The 20,322-nt window shown below is 61.1% G+C and carries 17 protein-coding genes; 14 read left to right on the forward strand and 3 right to left on the reverse strand.

What is annotated here, in order from left to right; genetic code table 11:
• Positions 1 to 43: 43 nt before the first annotated feature.
• Together ACI512_RS15655 and ACI512_RS15660 are read right to left on the reverse strand one after the other, a co-directional pair.
• Positions 44 to 1,438 carry a HAMP domain-containing sensor histidine kinase gene (locus ACI512_RS15655; protein WP_236381313.1) on the reverse strand — a complete coding sequence of 465 codons (1,395 nt, stop codon included), beginning with the start codon at positions 1,436 to 1,438 and terminating at the stop codon, positions 44 to 46.
• Complete coding sequence (locus tag ACI512_RS15660; protein ID WP_010564812.1) at positions 1,416 to 2,099, reverse strand: response regulator transcription factor; 684 nt, start codon at positions 2,097 to 2,099, stop codon at positions 1,416 to 1,418. The genes ACI512_RS15655 and ACI512_RS15660 overlap by 23 nt, the downstream gene beginning before the upstream one ends.
• Positions 2,100 to 2,402: 303 nt before the next feature.
• On the opposite strand from ACI512_RS15660, the gene ACI512_RS15665 reads away from it, so the two are divergent.
• The gene (locus ACI512_RS15665) at positions 2,403 to 3,308 is read left to right on the forward strand and encodes a hypothetical protein (protein WP_405121871.1); all 906 of its coding nucleotides are present in this window, start codon (positions 2,403 to 2,405) and stop codon (positions 3,306 to 3,308) included.
• Between the two features lie 286 nt (positions 3,309 to 3,594).
• On the opposite strand, the gene ACI512_RS15670 is transcribed toward ACI512_RS15665, so the two are convergent.
• Positions 3,595 to 4,503: a MurR/RpiR family transcriptional regulator gene (locus ACI512_RS15670; protein WP_012723775.1), complete on the reverse strand. Its 909-nt coding sequence runs from the start codon at positions 4,501 to 4,503 to the stop codon at positions 3,595 to 3,597.
• Positions 4,504 to 4,787: 284 nt separating this feature from the next.
• On the opposite strand from ACI512_RS15670, the gene iolC reads away from it, so the two are divergent.
• The 13 genes from iolC to ACI512_RS15735 all read left to right on the forward strand — a co-directional run bounded on the left by iolC (position 4,788) and on the right by ACI512_RS15735 (position 20,178).
• Positions 4,788 to 6,725, forward strand: coding sequence for a 5-dehydro-2-deoxygluconokinase (gene iolC, locus ACI512_RS15675; RefSeq protein ID WP_405121872.1), 1,938 nt, complete (start codon positions 4,788 to 4,790; stop codon positions 6,723 to 6,725).
• A 169-nt stretch (positions 6,726 to 6,894) separates the two neighbouring features.
• Positions 6,895 to 7,788, forward strand: a complete 894-nt coding sequence (gene iolE, locus ACI512_RS15680; RefSeq protein WP_043205231.1) for a myo-inosose-2 dehydratase — start codon at positions 6,895 to 6,897, stop codon at positions 7,786 to 7,788.
• Positions 7,785 to 8,573, forward strand: a complete 789-nt coding sequence (gene iolB / locus ACI512_RS15685; RefSeq protein ID WP_012723778.1) for a 5-deoxy-glucuronate isomerase — start codon at positions 7,785 to 7,787, stop codon at positions 8,571 to 8,573. Before iolE ends, iolB begins: the two co-directional genes overlap by 4 nt.
• Before the next feature lie 28 nt (positions 8,574 to 8,601).
• Entirely contained in the window at positions 8,602 to 9,423 is an 822-nt protein-coding gene (locus ACI512_RS15690) for a TIM barrel protein (RefSeq protein ID WP_236383212.1), read from the forward strand.
• 56 nt (positions 9,424 to 9,479) lie between these two features.
• Positions 9,480 to 11,411, forward strand: a complete 1,932-nt coding sequence (gene iolD, locus ACI512_RS15695; protein WP_236383223.1) for a 3D-(3,5/4)-trihydroxycyclohexane-1,2-dione acylhydrolase (decyclizing) — start codon at positions 9,480 to 9,482, stop codon at positions 11,409 to 11,411.
• Between the two features lie 19 nt (positions 11,412 to 11,430).
• A complete protein-coding gene (locus tag ACI512_RS15700) occupies positions 11,431 to 12,441 on the forward strand; it encodes a Gfo/Idh/MocA family protein (protein WP_236383224.1) in 1,011 nt (336 codons plus the stop codon).
• Positions 12,442 to 12,593: 152 nt separating this feature from the next.
• Positions 12,594 to 13,622, forward strand: coding sequence for a Gfo/Idh/MocA family oxidoreductase (locus ACI512_RS15705; RefSeq protein ID WP_250949245.1), 1,029 nt, complete (start codon positions 12,594 to 12,596; stop codon positions 13,620 to 13,622).
• Between the two features lie 127 nt (positions 13,623 to 13,749).
• The gene (locus ACI512_RS15710; RefSeq protein WP_012723783.1) at positions 13,750 to 13,926 is read left to right on the forward strand and encodes a hypothetical protein; all 177 of its coding nucleotides are present in this window, start codon (positions 13,750 to 13,752) and stop codon (positions 13,924 to 13,926) included.
• Between the two features lie 48 nt (positions 13,927 to 13,974).
• The gene (locus ACI512_RS15715; protein WP_250949243.1) at positions 13,975 to 14,910 is read left to right on the forward strand and encodes a sugar ABC transporter substrate-binding protein; all 936 of its coding nucleotides are present in this window, start codon (positions 13,975 to 13,977) and stop codon (positions 14,908 to 14,910) included.
• A 65-nt stretch (positions 14,911 to 14,975) separates the two neighbouring features.
• Positions 14,976 to 16,529 carry a sugar ABC transporter ATP-binding protein gene (locus ACI512_RS15720; protein WP_043205233.1) on the forward strand — a complete coding sequence of 518 codons (1,554 nt, stop codon included), beginning with the start codon at positions 14,976 to 14,978 and terminating at the stop codon, positions 16,527 to 16,529.
• A gap of 27 nt (positions 16,530 to 16,556) precedes the next feature.
• Positions 16,557 to 17,579: an ABC transporter permease gene (locus tag ACI512_RS15725; RefSeq protein WP_016975559.1), complete on the forward strand. Its 1,023-nt coding sequence runs from the start codon at positions 16,557 to 16,559 to the stop codon at positions 17,577 to 17,579.
• A gap of 420 nt (positions 17,580 to 17,999) precedes the next feature.
• On the forward strand, positions 18,000 to 18,404 hold the full coding sequence (locus ACI512_RS15730; protein ID WP_003191666.1) for a TraR/DksA C4-type zinc finger protein: 405 nt from the start codon (positions 18,000 to 18,002) through the stop codon (positions 18,402 to 18,404).
• A 547-nt stretch (positions 18,405 to 18,951) separates the two neighbouring features.
• Positions 18,952 to 20,178, forward strand: a complete 1,227-nt coding sequence (locus tag ACI512_RS15735) for a methyl-accepting chemotaxis protein (protein WP_375232518.1) — start codon at positions 18,952 to 18,954, stop codon at positions 20,176 to 20,178.
• The last annotated feature ends 144 nt before the right edge of the window (positions 20,179 to 20,322 follow it).

Genomic DNA, 20,322 nt, shown 5'->3' on the forward strand with positions numbered 1-20,322 from the left:
GGGGCAAGCCCCCTCCCACCTGTGGACCTCACTGCCTGATGGATCAGGCTTCAGGCATCAACTGTTGGCGGCACTCCAGAATCAGGCGCGCGCCCCCTTGCGCGCTCGTACCCACTTCCAACTTGAACCCATGCAAGTTGATGATCGCCGCCACAATCGACAAGCCCAGCCCGAACCCGCCTTGCTGGTCGCTTTCATCCACGCGATAGAAACGCTGGAACACCGCGTCACGCTCCGCCGCGGGTATACCCGGCCCCGAGTCATGCACTTCAATGCGCGTACTGCCGGCATCATTGACCCCGCGCAGCATCACTTCGCCGCCCGGAGGGGAGAACTTGATCGAGTTGCTCAGCAGGTTGGCCAGGGCTTCGAACAAGAGGGCGCGGTCGCCGGTGATCCACGGCAGGGACTCCGGGATTTCCAGCCTCAGCTGCAATTCGCCTTCTTCGGCCAGGGGCAGGTAGAAGTCATGCAGTTCGCGCAGCAGCGGTAACGGGTCCATGACCAGGAAACCTGAGCGCCGCTGGTGGTCTTCCAGTTCGGAGATCCGCAACAGCCCGCGAAACCGCGCCATCAGGGTGTCGGTTTCGGCAATCGCGTCGTCCAGCTTCACCGCATAGTCCGACTCCGCCTCAGCCTCCTGTTTGATGCGATACAGCTGCGCACGCAGGCGCGTGAGCGGGGTGCGCAGGTCATGGGCGATGTTGTCGCACACACCCTTGACCTCGTTCATGAGCTTCTCGATGCGGTCGAGCATGGCGTTGACGATGGCGGCAAGCATGTCCAGTTCGTCACGCCGATCGGACAGCGGCAGGCGGTGGGTGAGGTCACCGGCGACGATGGCTTCGGCGCTGGCCTGGATGCCGCGAATGCGCCGCAACGGACGGCGGCGTAGCAAGTGCCAGCCGGCGGCACCGGGGATGATCGTCAGCGACAGCGCCCACAACAGCGCATGCCAGATGATGCGGGTCACGCCAAACAACGAACCGTTGGCACGCACCAGCACCAGCCAGCGGCCGTCGTCGGTGTGGGTGGCGACGGCGTCGCAGCTGTCCTTGGGCAGTTTGGGGTCGTCGGAGTCGACGCAATTGGCCAGGGCGTGAATCTTGCCGTCCAGGGGCAGGTCCGGCGGCATCGCGCGGATCGGCCCGTTCAAGGGCCGGAACTGCTCGTCGAACAGGCCGTAGGCGTCCACGCCCTTCATGTCGAAGGTCATGCTGGTGGTCAGGGCTTCCACCAGTTCTTCGCCGTCAAAACGCTGGAACAAGTGCTGGCGCTGCAGCAGGGAATGGCGCGACAGGTCGCCCAGGTACCCGGAAACCTCGTAATACAACACCCCCATCAGGATGCAGCTCCAGGCCACGAACAACGAACTGTACAGCGCCAGCAAACGGCTGCTGGAGGAGCGCCAGCCTTTAGAGGGGTTCAGCAATGACATAACCGGAACCTCGTACCGTGCGGATCAGCGGCGTGAGGCCCGGTGGGTCGATCTTTTTGCGCAGGCGACCGATGTGCACGTCGATGAGGTTGGTACCTGGGTCGAAGTGATAGCCCCAGACTTCCTCGAAAATCATCATCCGCGACAGGATCTGCCCGGTGTTGCGCATCAGGAACTCGAGCAGTTTGTATTCGGTGGGCAACAGGCTCAGGGGCTGGTCGGCGCGGCTGGCTTCGCGGCTGATCAGGTTCAGTTCCAGGTCGGCCACGCGCAGGGCGGTTTCGAATTCCTTGACCGTGCTTTTGCGTCGCAGCAGCACTTCGACACGGGCGGCCATTTCATCCGAGGCGAACGGCTTGGTGAGGTAATCATCCCCCCCGGCCCGCAGGCCGCGCACGCGTTCGTCGACATCGGAGAGGGCACTGATCATCAGGATCGGTGTTGATACACCAATAGTGCGCAGGGTTGTGACGATGGCCAGGCCATCGAGTTCCGGCAGCATGCGATCAAGGGTGATCAGGTCGTAATCCCCACTCACTGCGCGGACCAGGCCTTCGCGGCCGTTGTCTACCCAGTCTACATCCAGTCCATGGCTACTCAGCTCGGCGACGATCTCGCGGGCTGTTACGGCGTCATCCTCGATGGTCAAAATACGGGTCATAGGATTACCTGGTGAGCGATTGACACTAGAAGTGGACACATTTTGCCAAGAAATGCCTGAACGCTTCCTAAATAAAACTTCATCTTGGCAAAACTGACACAGATTTCATCACCGCTCAGTGCATGGAATGCATAACGCCCGCCTTAAACGATCGATTCTTGCAACTTGCATGGTTTTGGTAAGTTCAAAATACTTAAACTATTGATTTATAAAGATTTTAAATTTAATAGCGACTGGCATGGTGACTGCACTGTCCCTTTTGAGACTTGTAACACTATTTTTCTGCCTTGGAGCAAAACAACAATGATCACATCCTCATCCACGCTGCAAGAGTCGAGCGCGCTCTCCGGGGTTTCCTGGGGGGCGATCTTTGCCGGTGCCGCTGCTGCGGCTGCGTTGTCGCTGATCCTGGTACTGCTGGGCTTCGGCCTGGGCTTTTCGGCGGTGTCGCCGTGGGCCGACAGCGGTATCAGTGCCAAGGGGCTTGGCATTTCCACGATTGTCTGGCTGGCGTTCACGCAGATCGTCGCGTCCGGGCTGGGCGGTTATATCGCCGGTCGGTTGCGCGTGAAGTGGGCCAATATGCACGGCGATGAGGTGTACTTTCGCGACACCGCCCACGGCTTCCTGGCCTGGGCTGTTGCCACGCTGATCACGGCGATGCTGGTAGTGGGTTCGGTCAGCAGTGTCGTCAGCGGTGGCGTCAAAGCCGGCGCGAGCGTTGCAGCGGGCGCCGCCAGTGGTATCACCCAAGCGGCCGGCAGTGCCGCCAAGGGCGTCAACGGCGGCGACTTCGATTACTACGTTGACAGCCTGTTCCGCGATGATCGCCCGGTTGCCGTCAGTGAAGACGCGGCCCACGGCGTGGTTGCACGCATCTTCACTCGCACCCTGAGCAACGACGGCCAGCTTGCCGCCGAAGATCGTGCCTACCTGGCCCAACTGATCAGCCAACGCACCAACCTCAGCCAGGCGGATGCCGAGGCGCGAATCGACAAGGTCTACGGCGATGCCCGTAAAGCCGTTGAAGACGCCAAGCTCAAAGCCAAGCAAGCCGCTGACACGGCCGCCAAAGTCGCTGCGTATACCTCGCTGTGGACCTTTATCGCGCTGTTGATCGGTGCATTTTTCGCCAGCTTCGCAGCCACCTTCGGCGGTCGCCGTCGCGATGCCGTGGTGTATGTCGACACCGAACACTTCGTACGTTAATTCAAGGAGAACATCATGCGCTCATTACTTCTGTGGTTCCTCGGTATCCCAATCCCGATCATCATCATGATCGCGATATTCGTGCACTGATAGCGCGTCTTACTCGGTAAAAAACTGTGGGGGCGGGCTTGCTCGGGAATGCGGTGTATCAGTCACTCATGAGTTGACTGACACGGCGCTTTCGCGAGTAAGCCCGCTCTCACATTGGGTGGTGTGTAGCGCCAGCCAACTTGTCACCACGGCGCGCGCTGGCGGCTATTTACTGATCAAAAGGTGGGGCAGCAGGTCAGTCATCAAACCCAACCTGCTCGTGGATCTCGTCCACTTTCAACTCCAACCGGTACGCCACCGCAATAAACAGCGCCTGGCACAGGCACAGGGTGGCGCTCAACGAGCGGAAGGCAAACGACGAACCTTCATTGACCAACAGCACCGCGTTCGCGCGCTTGGCCAGGGGCGACAGGTTGCTGTCGGTGATGATCAGCGTCTTGGCCTGGTGGTGCTGGGCGATGCGCAGGCAGTGCTGGGTCTCTTTGCCGTAGGGCGTGAAACTGATGGCGATCACCAGGTCATTGGCGCGCACGCTGCGCATCTGCTCGCGGTAGCTGCCGCCCAGGCCCGAGATCAGGTGGATGCGCTTGTTGGTGTGCTGCAGGTTGTAGACCAGGTAATCGGCCACCGCAAAGGAGCGGCGCACGCCAACCACGTAGATGTTGTCGGCGTTGACCACCAGGTCCACGGCCTTGTCGAAGGCCACGTCATCCAGTTCCAGCCCCAGGCGCTCGATTCCGGACAGGGTGGCGTTGACGCACTCGCGCGCCAGGTCGCCGCCGCTGGCTTTCTGCGACTTGTTGGCGATCATGCTGCGGATGCGCTGCTGGTAGTTCTGCACCGGTGTGGTCTTGTGGGTGTAGGCCTCGCGAAACAGCGCCTGCATCTCACTGAACCCACTGAAACCGAAGCGCTGGGAGAAGCGCACGATGGCCGACGGGTGCACTTCGCACTCACGGGCGATGTCGCTGATGCGGTCGACCATGATCCGGTCGCTCTGCTGGCTCATGTAGCTGGCGATGCGCTTGAGTTGGCGCGGCAGGCTCTCGTATTCGTCGGTGATCAGCTGCAACAGGCGCTCGGCATTGATCGGAGGGCTGGCGATAGAGTCTTCCAGGGTGGTCTCGGGATCGGTGCGGGACATGGGCAATCCTTCTGGCGTGTTCTTCTGATGCGCTGATGGGTGGCGCAAGTCTACAGGGTAGGCGCAAAAAAATACCTCGGCATCACGGCGGCCGTGGCCTGCTGAAACGATGCACTGCCGCTTGCATGCTCTTGTACAAGCTTAATGGAAAAAATATTCCAATGAAAAAATATATGGAATAAATATTGATTGGTGCCGCAGGACGTTCTAGTCTGCTCCCACCAAGAGCGTTTGCCGTCGCCACGGCGGCACAACGCAGGCTGATAAAAATAACAGGAGCCAGCATGGGCCAGACTCGTTTTGCCAGTGGGCGTCAATTGGATCTGATTTGCCTCGGGCGCCTGGGCGTCGACCTCTATGCACAGCAAGTGGGTGCGCGGCTTGAGGACGTATCCAGCTTTGCCAAGTACCTCGGCGGATCCTCCGCCAACATCGCTTTCGGCACCGCGCGGCTGGGGCTCAAGTCGGCGATGTTGAGCCGGGTCGGCGACGACCATATGGGGCGCTTCCTGGTGGAATCCCTGGCGCGTGAAGGCTGCGATGTCAGCGGCATCAAGGTCGACCCGGAGCGCCTTACCGCGCTGGTGTTGCTCGGCCTCAAGGACCGCGAAACCTTCCCTTTGGTGTTCTACCGCGAAAACTGCGCCGACATGGCCTTGCGTGCCGAAGACATCAACGAAGCCTTTATCGCGTCGAGTAAAGCCCTGCTGATCACCGGCACGCATTTCTCCACCGACGGCGTGTACAAGGCCAGCATCCAGGCGCTGGATTACGCGGCCAAGCACAACGTCAAGCGCGTGCTGGATATCGACTACCGCCCGGTGCTGTGGGGCCTGGCAGGCAAGGCAGACGGCGAAACCCGTTTTGTTGCCGATCAGAATGTCAGCCAGCACGTGCAGAAAATCCTGCCGCGCTTCGACTTGATCGTCGGCACCGAAGAAGAATTCCTGATTGCGGGGGGCAGCGAAGACTTGCTCACCGCCTTGCGTAAGGTGCGCGAATTGACCCCGGCGACCCTGGTGGTCAAGCTCGGTCCGCAGGGTTGCACAGTCATCCACGGCGCCATTCCCGCGCGGTTGGAAGACGGCGCCATCTACCCCGGTGTGCGTGTGGAAGTGCTCAATGTGCTGGGCGCCGGCGATGCGTTCATGTCGGGGTTCCTCAGTGGCTGGATCAACGATGCGAGTGATGAACGGTGCAGCCAGTTGGCCAATGCCTGCGGCGGCCTGGTCGTTTCGCGGCACGCCTGTGCGCCGGCGATGCCGACGCCTGCGGAGCTCGAGTACCTGTTCAACAGCCCGGTGCCGATTACGCGCCCGGATCAGGACGTGACGCTGCAGCGCCTGCACCGCGTGACGGTGCCGCGCAAGAACTGGAAGCAACTGTTCGTGTTTGCCTTTGACCACCGCTGGCAGTTGGTGGACCTGGCGCAGAAAGGTGGCCAAGACACGACGCGCATCAGCGCCATCAAGCAACTGTTTATCCAGGCCATCGAACGCGTCGAGCAAAAACTCGCTGAGCAAGGCGTGGAAGCCGACGTCGGCCTGCTCGCCGACCAGCGCTTCGGCCAGGACGCCCTCAACGCCGCCAGCGGTCGCGGCTGGTGGATCGCGCGCCCGGTGGAGGTGCAGAACTCGCGGCCGCTGGCGTTCGAACATGGCCGCTCGGTGGGCAGCAACCTGATTGCCTGGCCCCAGGAACAAATCATCAAGTGCCTGGTGCAATTCCACCCGGACGACGAGCCGCTGCTGCGCCTGGAACAGGAAGCGCAACTCAAGGCGGTGTACGAGGCGTCTATCGTCAGCGGCCATGAACTGCTGCTGGAAGTCATCCCGCCCAAGGATCACCCGTCCACTTACCCCGACGTGCTCTATCGCAGCCTCAAGCGCCTGTACAACCTGGGCATCTACCCGGCGTGGTGGAAGATCGAGGCGCAGTCGGCCGAGGACTGGAAGAAGCTCGACGAACTGATCCAGGAGCGCGACCCGTACTGCCGAGGCGTGGTGCTGCTGGGCCTGAATGCCTCGGCCGAGTTCCTCGCCGATGGCTTCCAGCAAGCCAGCCAGAGTATGACCTGCCGGGGTTTTGCCGTGGGGCGCACGATCTTCCAGGAACCGAGCCGGGCGTGGATGGCGGGTGAGATTGATGACGAGACCCTGGTCCAGCGGGTGCAAGCCACCTTCGAGCAGTTGATCAACGCCTGGCGCAGTGCCCGAGACTGAATATCGTCCTCAACTTGAAATGCAATCCAATGTGGGAGGGGGCTTGCTCCCGATGGCGGCAGTCCAGTTACAGAAGTGTTGCCTGACACGCCGCTATCGGGAGCAAGCCCCCTCCCACAAAGAGCAAATCTCACTCGGCTTAAGTTAGATAAAAATAAAAGGTGCAGCCATGCCCGCAATCCGAATTGGCATCAACCCGATCTCCTGGAGCAACGACGACCTGCCGGCCCTGGGCGGTGAAACGCCCCTGAGCACCGCCCTGAGCGAAGGCAAGGAGATCGGCTACGAAGGCTTCGAACTCAACGGTAAATTTCCCAAGGATGCCAAGGGCGTCGGCGACGTGTTGCGCCCCTACGACCTGGCGTTGGTCTCCGGTTGGTACTCCAGCCGCCTGGCCCGTCGCTCGGTGGCCGAGGAAATCGAAGCCATCGCCGGTCATGTCGAGCTGCTCAAACAGAACGGCGCCACGGTGCTGGTGTACGGCGAGGTGGCCGACTCGATCCAGGGCTCGCGCATCCGCCTGATCGAACGCCCACGTTTCCACAGTGAACAGGCCTGGCAGGACTACGCTGACAAACTCACCGAACTGGCGCGTTTTACCCTGTCCCAGGGCGTGCGCCTGGCGTACCACCACCACATGGGCGCTTATGTTGAATCCCCGGAAGACATCGACCAACTGATGAACCGTACCGGCCCGGAAGTCGGCCTGCTGTTCGATTCCGGCCACTGCTACATGGGCGGCGGCGAGCCGATCGACGTGCTGCGCAAGCATATCGGGCGTATCTGCCACGTGCACTTCAAGGACGTGCGCAAACCCGTGGTGCAACTGGCGCGCAACCAGATGTGGAGTTTTCCGGATTGCATCGTCAATGGCACCTTCACCGTGCCCGGCGATGGCGATATCGACTTCGCCGAATTGCTCGATGTGCTGCTCGCCGCCCAATACCAAGGCTGGCTGGTGGTGGAGGCCGAGCAGGACCCGGCTGTGGCGCCGAGCTATATCTATGCGAAAAAAGGCTACGACACCTTACGTGCTCTGTTGAATGAGAGGACCGGAAAATGAGCTTGTTGGTCAAAAGCAGCAAACGCGGAAAAACCATGGTCGCCCTGGAAGAAGGGCGCCTGGAGTACGTGGGCTTTGCCGCCTACCGCCTGAGCCTCGGCGAAACCCTGCCGGTCAGCGCCGGTGATCAGGAGCTGTGCCTGGTGCTGCTAAGCGGCCGGGTGAACATTGAGGGTGAAGGCTTCAACTGGCAGAACCTGGGGGACCGCCAGTCGGTGTTTGAAGACAAATCCCCGTTCGCCGCCTACCTGCCACCGGGCACCGATGCGCAAGTTACCGCCTTGAGCGATGTACAGATTGCCGTCTGCGCCGCTCCCGGCACAGAAGGCTACGAACCACGCCTGATCCGCCCGGAAAACTGCAAGCGCAGCGTGCGCGGCAAAGGCGCCAACACCCGCTACGTGTGCGACATCCTGCCTGACAGCGAGCCGGCGCATTCGTTGCTGGTGGTGGAGGTGCGCACGCCGTCCGGGCACTCGTCGAGCTACCCGCCGCATAAACACGACACCGACGACTTGCCGCACCAGAGTTTCCTTGAAGAGACCTACTACCACCAGGTCAACCCGCCCCAGGGCTTTGTGTTCCAGCGCGTCTACACCGACGACCGCAGCATCGACCAGGCCATGGCGGTGGAAAACAGCGACCTGGTGGTGGTGCCCAAGGGCTATCACCCGGTCAGCGTGCCGTATGGCTACGAATCCTATTACCTCAACGTAATGGCCGGCCCCAAGCGCGCCTGGCATTTCCATAACGACCCGCAGCACAGCTGGCTGCTGGACCTTTAATCAGCGGTTTGGACGGAGAACAACAACAATGCAATCGCCTTTACGTTTCGCCCTTAACCGCATGGTCGCTCCCCAATTGTCCCTGCCGGATTTCATCCAATTGGCGGTAGCACTCAAGTGCGATGCCATCGAGCTCCGCAACGACCTGGCGGACAGGCAAATTGAATTCGGCACCCCGGCCAGCCGTGTGCGCGAACTGTGCGCGGTGCAAGGCATCACGGTGCTGTCGATCAACGCGTTGTACCCCTTTGATGTGTGGAACGACGAACGTCGTGCCCAGGCGATCACGCTGGCGACCTACGCGCGCGAATGCGGCGCCCAGGGCCTGGTGATGTGCCCGTTCAACGAGCCGGGTGACACGCGCAATGAAGCCCAGCGCGCTGCCGGCTTGCGCACCGCCCTGAGCGAGCTGGCGCCGATCCTGCGCGAATACGGGATTCTCGGCTTTATCGAACCCCTGGGTTTTGAAGCGTGCGCGATGCGCCGCAAACGCGTGGCGGTGGACGCGATCCAGTCCATCGGCGGCCTGGATGTGTTCCGCCTGGTGCACGACACCTTTCACCATCACCTGGCCAGCGAGCATGAGTTCTTTCCGGAACTCACCGGCCTGGTGCATATCTCCGGCGTGGAAGATGCCGAGGCACCGCTGAATTCGATTCGCGACGGCCACCGCGTGCTGGTGGGCGAGGGCGACATCCTCGGCAACGCGGCGCAGATCGACACCTTGCTCAGCAGCGGCTACAGCGGCTACCTGTCGTTCGAGCCGTTTTCCGAGAGCGTGCATGGCCTGGCCGACATCCAGCAAGCGTTGGGCGCGAGCATCGCCCACCTGCAGAAATCCCGGACCTGATACCGGACAGGTAATCGCGGTTGATCGACAGATTTGCATTCATTCAAGGTGCGAACATGACCACAACAAGATTGACCATGGCCCAGGCCCTGGTGAAGTTCCTGGATAACCAATACATCGAAGTCGATGGCGTGCAGAGCAAATTTGTCGCCGGGGTGTTCACGATTTTCGGCCACGGCAATGTTCTGGGCCTGGGCCAGGCCCTGGAGCAGGACAGCGGTGACCTTGTCGTGCATCAGGGTCGCAACGAGCAAGGCATGGCCCACGCGGCCATCGGTTTCGCCAAGCAGCACCTGCGCCGCAAGATCTACGCGTGCACCGCCTCGGTCGGGCCCGGTGCGGCCAATATGCTCACCGCCGCCGCGACCGCCACGGCCAACCGTATTCCGTTGCTGCTGTTGCCGGGCGACGTCTACGCCAGCCGTCAGCCCGACCCGGTGCTGCAACAGATCGAACAGTTCCACGACCTAAGCATCAGCACCAACGATGCCTTTCGCTCGGTGAGCAAATACTGGGACCGCATCAACCGCCCCGAGCAGTTGATGACTGCTGCGATCCACGCCATGCGCGTGCTCACCGACCCGGCCGAAACCGGCGCCGTGACCCTGGCATTGCCCCAGGATGTGCAGGCCGAGGCTTGGGACTATCCCGATTACTTCCTGCAGAAACGCGTGCACCGTATTGAGCGTCGCCCGGCCACTGCCGCGATGATCGGTGACGCGCTGGCGGCGTTCCGAGGCAAACGCAAACCGCTGATCATCTGCGGTGGCGGCGTGAAGTACTCCGGCGCCAATGCCGCGCTGCAAGCGTTTGCCGAGCGTTTTGATATTCCCTTTGCCGAGACCCAGGCGGGCAAGAGTGCTGTCGTCTCCAGTCACCCGTTGAACGTGGGCGGGATCGGTGAAACCGGCTGCCTGGCGGCGAACCTGCTGGCGCCCGAGGCCGACCTGATCATTGGGATCGGCACGCGCTACACCGATTTCACCACCTCGTCCAAATCACTGTTCAAGCACGCCGAGGTGACGTTTCTCAACCTCAATATCAGCCCGTGCGACGCCCTGAAGCTCGACGGCGTGCAGGTGCTGGCCGACGCGCGGGTCGCGCTTGAAGCGCTCGCCGATGCCCTGGGCGACTACCGTTCCGGCTGGGGCGAGCAGGTGCGCGACGCCAAGGCGCAGCTGGATGCCGAAGTGGACCGCGTGCATCAGGTGGAATACGCCGGCGACGGCTTCGTGCCGGAGGTCGACGACCACCTGGACCGTGCAGTGCTGCGGGAATTCATCGAGCTGACCGGCTCGTGCCTGACCCAAAGCCGCGTGCTGGGCGTGCTCAACCAGAGCCTGGCGGATGACGCCATCATCGTCGCCGCCGCCGGCAGCCTGCCCGGCGACCTGCAACGCGCGTGGCGCAGCAAGGGTGTCAACACCTACCACGTCGAGTACGGCTATTCGTGCATGGGCTACGAGATCAACGCCGCCCTGGGCGTGAAACTCGCCGAACCAACCAAGGAGGTCTACGCCCTGGTCGGTGATGGCTCCTACATGATGCTGCACTCGGAGCTGGCCACCTCGATCCAGGAGCGGCGCAAGATCAACGTGGTGCTGCTCGACAACATGGCTTTCGGCTGTATCAACAACCTGCAGATCGGCAATGGCATGGACAGCTTCGGCACCGAATTCCGCTTCCGCAACCCTGAGAGCGGCAAGCTCGATGGTGGCCTGGTCCCGGTGGATTTCGCCATGAGCGCGGCGGCTTATGGCTGCAAGACCTACAAGGTCAGCACCGTGGAACAACTGGAATCGGCGCTGGCGGACGCGCGTACGCAAACGGTGTCGACGCTGATTGATATCAAGGTGCTGCCCAAGACCATGATCCACGGCTACCTCTCGTGGTGGCGCGTGGGCGTGGCGCAGGTGTCCACCAGCGAACGCACGAATGCCGCCGCAAAAAAACTCAATGAACACCTGGCGAAGGCCCGGCAGTACTAATAACAAGAGGAGTGTTTGTATGTCTTTGAAGCTTGGAGTGATCGGTACAGGCGCCATCGGCCGGGACCATATTCGTCGTTGCAGCCAGACCTTGCTCAACAGCCAGGTGGTGGCGGTGACCGACATCAACCTTGAGCAGGCCGCCAAGGTGGTTGCGGACCTCAAGCTGGACGCCGAGGTGTACCCCGATGGCCATGCCTTGATCAATTCGCCGCAGGTCGAGGCGGTGCTCGTCACCTCCTGGGGCCCGAGCCACGAAGCGTTCGTGCTCGCCGCCATCGCCGCCGGCAAACCGGTGTTCTGCGAAAAACCCCTGGCGGTCACCGCCGAGGGGTGTCGCCGGATCGTCGACGCCGAGGTGGCCTACGGCAAGCGCCTGGTGCAGGTCGGCTTCATGCGCCCGTACGACGAAGGCTATCGCGCCCTCAAAGCGGTGATCGACAGTGGCCAGATCGGCGAGCCGTTGATGCTGCACTGCGCCCATCGCAACCCCACGGTGGGCGAGAACTACAAGACCGACATGGCGATCACCGACACCCTGATCCACGAGCTGGATGTATTGCGTTGGTTGCTCAACGATGACTACGTGTCGGTGCAAGTGGTGTTCCCGCGCAAATCCAGCAAGGCCCTGGCGCACTTGCGTGACCCGCAGATCGTACTGCTGGAAACCGCCAAGGGCACACGCATCGATGTGGAAGTGTTTGTGAACTGCCAGTACGGCTACGACATCCAGTGCGAAGTAGTGGGGGAGACCGGTATCGCCAAACTGCCGGAGCCATCCCAGGTGCAACTGCGCAGCGGGGCGAAGCTGTCCAATGCGATTCTGATGGACTGGAAGGATCGGTTTATCGGTGCATACGACGTGGAGTTGCAGGCGTTCATCGACAGCGTGCGCGCCGGGCAGGTCGGCGGGCCGTCGGCGTGGGACGGGTTCGCGGCGGCGGTGGCGGCGGATGCGTGTATCGAAGCGCAGGGCAGTGAGCAGATTGTGAAGATGAGCTTGCCGGATCGCCCGCGTTTCTACGGCTGAATCACTGGAGAAATACTGTCAAAAATGTGGGAGGGGGCTTGCCCCCGATGGTGGTGGATCAGATAGATATTTATTGACTGACACACTGTAATCGGGGGCAAGCCCCCTCCCACATTTGAATCGGGTTTTCACTTCAAGCAAGGAGTGTAGGTATGCGAATCGGACTAGTCGGCTACGGCCATGGAGGGCGCTTCTTTCATGCGCCGCTGATTGCCACACTGCCAGGCGCCACCTTTGTCGGGGTGGTGACGCGTTCCGCAGAGCGCCGCCAGCAATTGGCAACCGACCACCCCGGCCTCAAGGCCTTTGATTCCATCGGCCAGATCGTCGAAGCCGGGGTCGATGCGCTGGTGATCTCCACCACGCTTAAAGGGCGTCCCGCATTAGTGCTGGAAGCCATCGAACACGGCGTTGCGGTGGTCAGCGACAAACCCTTCGCCGCCAACGCCGAACAGGCCCAAGCCCTGATCACTGCGGCTGAACGCCAGGGCTCTTTGCTCAGTGTCTACCAGAACCGGCGCTGGGACTCGGACTACCTGACCCTGCGCAAACTCATCGACGCCGGCGCTCTGGGCACCATCACCCGGTTCGAATCCCGCGTGGAACGCTACAGCCCGCAAGCCGTGGGCAACGCCAGCGGTGGCGGCTGGCTGCGCGACCTGGGCAGCCATTTGGTCGATCAGGCCCTGCAACTGTTCGGGCCGGTAGATCGGGTGTTCGCCCAACTGCACTACACCGCCGAACACCCCACGGTGGATCATGGCTTCTTTGTCTCCCTGACCCATGCCAACGGGGTGATCTCTCACCTGTGGGGCAATGCCTTGCAAAACAGCCAGGCCCCGCGTTTCAGGGTCAGTGGCACCGCCGGCTGCTACACCGTCGAGGGTTTGGACGGCCAGGAAGACGCCTTGATGGCCGGCAAGTCGCCGAAGACCGAAGGCGAGCATTGGGGCGCTGAAGAACACCGACGCTGGGGCTGGTTCGAACAAGGCCCGGAACGCGAGCGAGTGCCGTCGGAGAAGGGCTGCTGGACGCAGTTCTATCGGCAGTTGCAACTGGCGGTGCAAGGGCAGGGGCCGTTGCCGGTGGACGCCTATGATGCGCTGGAAACCACCCGTATATTGGACGCCGCACGCCTGAGCGCCGAGCGCCAGCAGGTGGTTTCAACAAAAATAGAATAAAATTCTAAAACAGGTTGATATGGAAATTATTTTCCAATAAAGTCTTTTCCAGGTTGCATAAAGTACGTTCGGACTCGATTCGCACGACTCAACAAAAACAAGATCAAAAACAACCAGGTACCGTCAGATGAAAATCTTCAACGCTGTACTGCGAGTTTTACGCCCTGCCCACACGCCACGCGGCCTGCCCCGCGCCCGGCCGTTCTACTTCTCCTTCCTTAATGTGCTGTGCGTCGAAAACAAAGGCGCGCTGGTGTGCTGCATTCCAGGCGCACCGGTCGTCCGGCTGCCTGCCGAGCTCTGAAAAACGCAACGTCCAAAAAACCAACAAGAAAGTGGAGACAGACCGTTCATGAAGACCCCGATCCGTTTTACCGCGCTGGCCTTGTCCATGCTGCTGGCCAGTGGTTTTGCCTCGGCTGCCGACTTGAAGATAGGCGTGAGCATGTCCGCCTTCGATGACACCTTCCTGACTTACCTGCGCGAAGACATGGACAAGCAAGCCAAGTCCTATCCCAAGGGCGATGGCGTGCAGCTGCAGTTCGAGGACGCGCGTGCCGATGTGGTCAAGCAACTGAGCCAGGTCGAGAACTTTATCAGTCAGAAAGTCGACGCGATCATCGTCAACCCGGTGGATACCGCCTCAACCAAGAACATCATCAGTGCGGCGACCAAGGCGGGCATCCCGCTGGTCTTCGTCAACCGCCGCCCCGACCAGAAAGACTTGCCCAAGGATGTGGTCGCGGTGACCTCCGATGACATCGAGGCGGGTCGCCTGCAAATGCAATACATCGCTGAGAAACTCGGCGGCAAGGGCAAGATTGTGATCCTGCTGGGTGACCTGGCGAACAACTCCACCACCAACCGCACCAAGGGCGTGAAGGAGGTACTGGCCAAATACCCGGACATCAAGATCGAACAGGAACAGACCGGCATCTGGCTGCGTGACAAGGGCATGACCCTGGTCAACGACTGGCTGACCCAAGGTCGCGAATTCAACGCCGTGTTGGCCAACAACGATGAGATGGCCATCGGTGCGTCCATGGCCCTGAAGTCGGCGGGTACCAAGCCGGGCAGCGTGCTGATCGCAGGTGTCGACGGCACCCCGGACGGTCTGAACGCGATCACCAAGGGTGACATGGCCGCGTCGGCGTTCCAGGACGCCAAGGGGCAGGCGGTGGGATCGGTGGAAGCGGCGCGCAAAATGGCCAAGAAGGAGCCGGTCGAGCAGAACGTGATTATTCCGTTCCAACTGATCACTCCGGAAAACGTCGCCCAGTTCAAGTAGCCCTGACATAACAACAATAAACCGGCAGGGCGGTCGTGCCCGCCCTGCCGATGGAGTACCTCCCTATGCTCGCTCAAGCCGCTGTCTCGCAGCCCCCCGGCCTCCAGCCGTTGCCGCTGGACGAACCCTACCTGCTGGAAATCGTCAACATCAGCAAAGGCTTTCCCGGCGTCGTGGCCCTGGCCGACGTGCAACTGCGTGTACGCCCTGGCACGGTGCTGGCGCTGATGGGCGAGAACGGTGCGGGCAAATCCACGCTGATGAAAATCATCGCCGGCATCTACCAGCCCGACGCCGGGGAAATTCGCCTGCGCGGCAAGCCGATCGTATTTGAAACGCCCCTGGCGGCCCAGAAGGCCGGGATCGCAATGATCCACCAGGAACTCAACCTGATGCCGCACATGAGCATCGCCGAGAACATCTGGATCGGCCGCGAGCAGCTCAACAGCCTGCACATGGTCAACCACCGCGAAATGCACCGCTGCACGGCAGAATTGCTGGCACGCCTGCGCATCAACCTGGACCCCGAGGAACACGTGGGCAACCTGAGCATCGCCGAGCGGCAGATGGTCGAGATTGCCAAGGCCGTGTCCTACGATTCCGACATCCTGATCATGGATGAACCGACGTCGGCCATTACCGAGAAGGAAGTGGCCCACCTGTTTTCGATCATTGCCGACCTCAAGGCCCAGGGCAAAGGCATCGTCTACATCACGCATAAAATGAACGAAGTATTTGCCATCGCCGATGAAGTGGCGGTGTTTCGTGACGGCCACTATATCGGCCTGCAACGCGCCGACAGCATGAACAGCGACAGCCTGATCTCGATGATGGTCGGCCGTGAACTGAGCCAGTTGTTCCCGGTGCGCGAGACGCCGATCGGCGACCTGCTGCTGTCGGTCCGCGACCTGCGCCTGGACGGTGTGTTCAAGGACGTCTCCTTTGACCTGCATGCCGGCGAGATCCTCGGCATCGCCGGGTTGATGGGCTCGGGCCGCACCAACGTGGCGGAAACCATTTTCGGCATCACCCCAAGCGACGGCGGGCAGATTGAACTGGACGGCAAGGCGGTGCGTATCAGCGACCCGCACATGGCCATCGAGAAAGGCTTTGCGCTGCTGACCGAGGACCGCAAGCTCAGCGGCCTGTTCCCGTGCCTGTCGGTGCTGGAAAACATGGAGATGGCCGTGCTGCCGCATTACTCGGGTAACGGCTTTATCCAGCAGAAAGCCCTGCGTGCGCTGTGCGAAGACATGTGCAAGAAGCTGCGGGTGAAAACCCCGTCCCTTGAACAGTGCATCGACACCTTGTCCGGCGGCAACCAGCAGAAGGCGTTGCTGGCGCGCTGGCTGATGACCAACCCGCGCCTGCTGATCCTCGATGAACCCACGCGGGGCATCGACGTTGGCGCCAAGGCCGAGATCTATCGCTTGATCTCGTTCCTGGCCAGCGAAGGCATGGCGGTGATCATGATTTCCTCCGAGCTGCCCGAAGTGCTGGGTATGAGTGACCGGGTCATGGTGATGCACGAAGGCGAATTGATGGGCACCTTGGATCGCAGCGAAGCGACCCAGGAAAAAGTCATGCAGTTGGCCTCCGGGATGACGGCAGTCCACTGACGTACAGAATAAAAAAGGTGATTGGCTATGAACGCAATAACGGATAACAAACCGGCGACGGTGCCAACCAAGAGTCGTCGACGCATGCCCACCGAGCTGAGCATCTTCCTGGTGCTGATCGGTATCGGCCTGGTGTTTGAATTGTTCGGCTGGATCGTGCGTGACCAGAGCTTCCTGATGAACTCCCAGCGCCTGGTGCTGATGATCCTGCAGGTGTCGATCATCGGGCTGCTGGCCATCGGCGTGACGCAGGTGATCATCACCACCGGTATCGACCTGTCCTCCGGCTCGGTGCTGGCATTGTCGGCGATGATCGCCGCGAGTTTGGCGCAGACGTCCGATTTTTCCCGGGCGGTATTCCCGAGCCTGACCGACTTGCCGGTGTGGATCCCGGTGGCCATGGGGCTGGGTGTGGGGCTGTTGGCGGGTGCGATCAATGGCAGCATCATCGCCGTTACCGGTATCCCACCGTTTATCGCCACCTTGGGCATGATGGTCTCGGCGCGCGGCCTGGCGCGTTATTACACCGAAGGCCAGCCGGTGAGTATGCTGTCGGACTCGTACACGGCCATCGGCCATGGCGCGATGCCGGTGATCATCTTCCTGGTGGTGGCGGTGATCTTCCACATCGCCTTGCGCTACACCAAGTACGGCAAGTACACCTACGCCATCGGCGGCAACATGCAGGCAGCGCGGACGTCGGGGATCAACGTCAAGCGTCATCTGATCATCGTCTACAGCATCGCCGGCTTGCTCGCAGGTTTGGCCGGTGTAGTGGCCTCGGCTCGCGCTGCGACGGGTCAGGCCGGCATGGGCATGTCCTATGAGCTGGATGCGATTGCTGCGGCGGTGATCGGCGGCACCAGCCTGGCGGGCGGGGTAGGGCGCATTACCGGCACCGTGATCGGCGCGCTGATCCTCGGGGTGATGGCCAGCGGGTTTACCTTTGTCGGGGTGGACGCGTATATCCAAGACATCATCAAGGGCCTGATCATTGTGGTCGCAGTCGTGATTGACCAGTATCGCAACAAGCGCAAGCTCAAACGCTGAGATCGTCTTACGGCCAACACCAATCAAATGTGGGCGCTGGCTTGCCTGCGATTGCATCCACTCGGTAGCCCTGACGGACCGAGTCGCCTGCATCGCGGGCAAGCCCGACGCCCACACTTGATCTTTATCAGGCCGTTCTAACCGTTTGTCTTCTATATAGCTCCACAACACTGAATTTCTTGCTATAAACGCACTCCGATAACCATTCGCCAAGCCCGTCCTGGTGCCTTTTGGGGTTATCTCGGAAAAATTGCCTGTCATTTCAGTTGCTGCGCCCTCAAGTCGGCCTTAGACTGCCGCCCCTCGTAAATTGAGTGCCGGGTGGCGCTTGAAATGGACGGCGCCTTTCCGAGACCTGCAGAGGTCGACCGGAACGCTCCCTTATTCGCCTTAATGCACGTATTTTTTATAGAGAAATCAATGACAAAGGAAAAGTTGCTGGCCATGCCGGCGGATGACTACATGAATGCCGAACAGCACGCTTTTTTCGAGAAGTTGCTGCAAGACATGAAAGTGGAGCACCACGAGCGCATCGAACAGAACCGCATCGCCATTGAAAGCCTGGACACCCCGGCTGACCCGGCTGACGCCGCTTCCGTGGAAGAAGAGCGCACTTGGCTGGTCAATGCCATCGACCGCGACCAGCGCATGCTGCCGCAACTTGAGCGTGCACTGGAACGCATCAAGGAAGATTCTTTTGGCTGGTGCGATGACAGCGGCGAGCCTATTGGCCTCAAGCGCCTGCTGATCAGCCCAACCACCAAATACTGCATCGAAGCGCAAGAGCGCCACGAGCAGATCGACAAGCATCAGCGCCAAGCCTGATGCGGTGAAGCTGGGGGATCGCCACGCCGTTCCCCCAGGGAAAGACCCCGTTACACCCCGTCTATTGATCTGCTGCAAGCTACCCCACTAAAGGCCCATGGATAATGGCCCGATAGTGGCGTTTAATGCAGTGACAATAACGACAAGCAGTGGGGTGGCGAAGATGGCTGGAGACGGATCTCTGATGGGCGCAGCAGTGCCACCGCAACCGGTGGTGCGCGGCTTGCCCGGCTGGTTCACGCAGCTGATGCAGAGCGTCGCCCTGGTGTTGCTACTGCTGGGCCTGGCGTTTGCCAGCCTGCCGCTGTACCTCTGCCTGCCACTGGCCTTGCTGGTGATCTGGCTGCCTCAGCTGAAACGCCGCACGCCGGTTATTGCGTCTGCCGAGGCCGTCGATGCCATTGGCGAGCTGACTCGCGACCTGTCCCACACCACCAGCCATAACGCATTGTCCGCTGCCGGCGTGGCCTATTCGGTCAAGCAACTGGCCGCCCGGTTGCAGTCGCAGTTGAGCGCCGCCAAGCAGATTGTCAGCAGTGCCGAAGTGATGATTGGCACCGAAAAGATCACCTCCCAACTCAGTCGTGAGGCTCTGGAAGCCGCGAGCCAAGCCCATCAGCGCAGCACCGAGGGCCGCGAAGTGCTGGCCCAATCAATTACCCGCATGCACCAACTCAGCCAGCGCGCCAACGCGAGCCGTGAACTGATCGAAGCCTTGAGCCAGCGCAGTGAAGAAATCCAGCGGGTGACACTGGTGATCCAGTCCATCGCCAGCCAGACCAACTTGCTGGCGCTCAATGCGGCCATTGAAGCGGCGCGGGCCGGTGAACACGGTCGTGGCTTCGCGGTGGTCGCGGATGAAGTGCGCGGGCTGGCCGGCCGCACGGCCACGGCCACCGATGAAGTTGGCGTGATGGTGGCGGATATCCAGCAACGTACCGCCCAGGTGGTGGAGCAGATTCGCCAGCTTTCGGCGGACCTGCACACTGGCGTCGAGCAGGTGGAGCACGCTGGCGAGCAGTTGCAAAGTATCGCAACGCTGGCGGCGGGTGTGGAAGGCCAGGTGAATGAAATCGCTCAGGGCACCGACACCAATCGCACCCAGCTCGACAGCCTGTTCCATGCCGTGGAACAGATGCGCAGCGACCTGGCCGTCAGTGACCAGCAAACCCGTCAACTGGCCGATGCCGCCGTGCAGATGGAGGGTCAGGCCGAAACCATCAGCGAGCGCCTGGCGGCAGTCGGGCTGGATGACTACCACCAGCGTATCTACGACCTGGCCCGCGAAGGTGCGAGCCGGATTGCCGCGCAATTCGAAGCCGATGTGCAACAGAACCGCATCAGCCTGGATGACCTGTTCGACCGCAGCTACACGCCGATTGCCAACACCAGCCCGAGCAAGTACCACACCCGGTTTGACGGCTACACCGACCAGGTGCTGCCGGCGATCCAGGAGGCGCTGTTGCCACGGCATGAAGGGTTGGTGTTCGCCATCGCCTGCACACCGCAGGGCTATGTGCCGACGCATAACAAAGCGTTTTCCCAGGCGCTGACCGGCGATATCCAGGTGGATGCGGTGCAGAACCGCACCAAGCGCAAGTTCGAAGACCGCACCGGGATCCGCTGTGGCAGCCATCAACAGGCAGTTCTGCTGCAAACCTATACCCGCGACACTGGGGAGCTGATGCACGATCTGTCGGTGCCGATCATGGTCAAGGGCCGGCACTGGGGCGGCTTGCGCCTGGGCTATAAACCCGAGGCTGTGAGGCGCTGACGTAAATTAGGCTTTTCCGGAATGGGCATAAGTATCGACACATATTGTAGTGAGCGGGCTTGTCCCGCGCTGGGTGGCGAAGCCGCCCCAATAAAGACATCGCCGAGTTCCAGATAGAACTAGGTCGCTTGGTTTGGGGCGGCT

It is taken from the genome of Pseudomonas petroselini (assembly GCF_045037875.1).
GTDB lineage: Bacteria > Pseudomonadota > Gammaproteobacteria > Pseudomonadales > Pseudomonadaceae > Aquipseudomonas > Aquipseudomonas petroselini.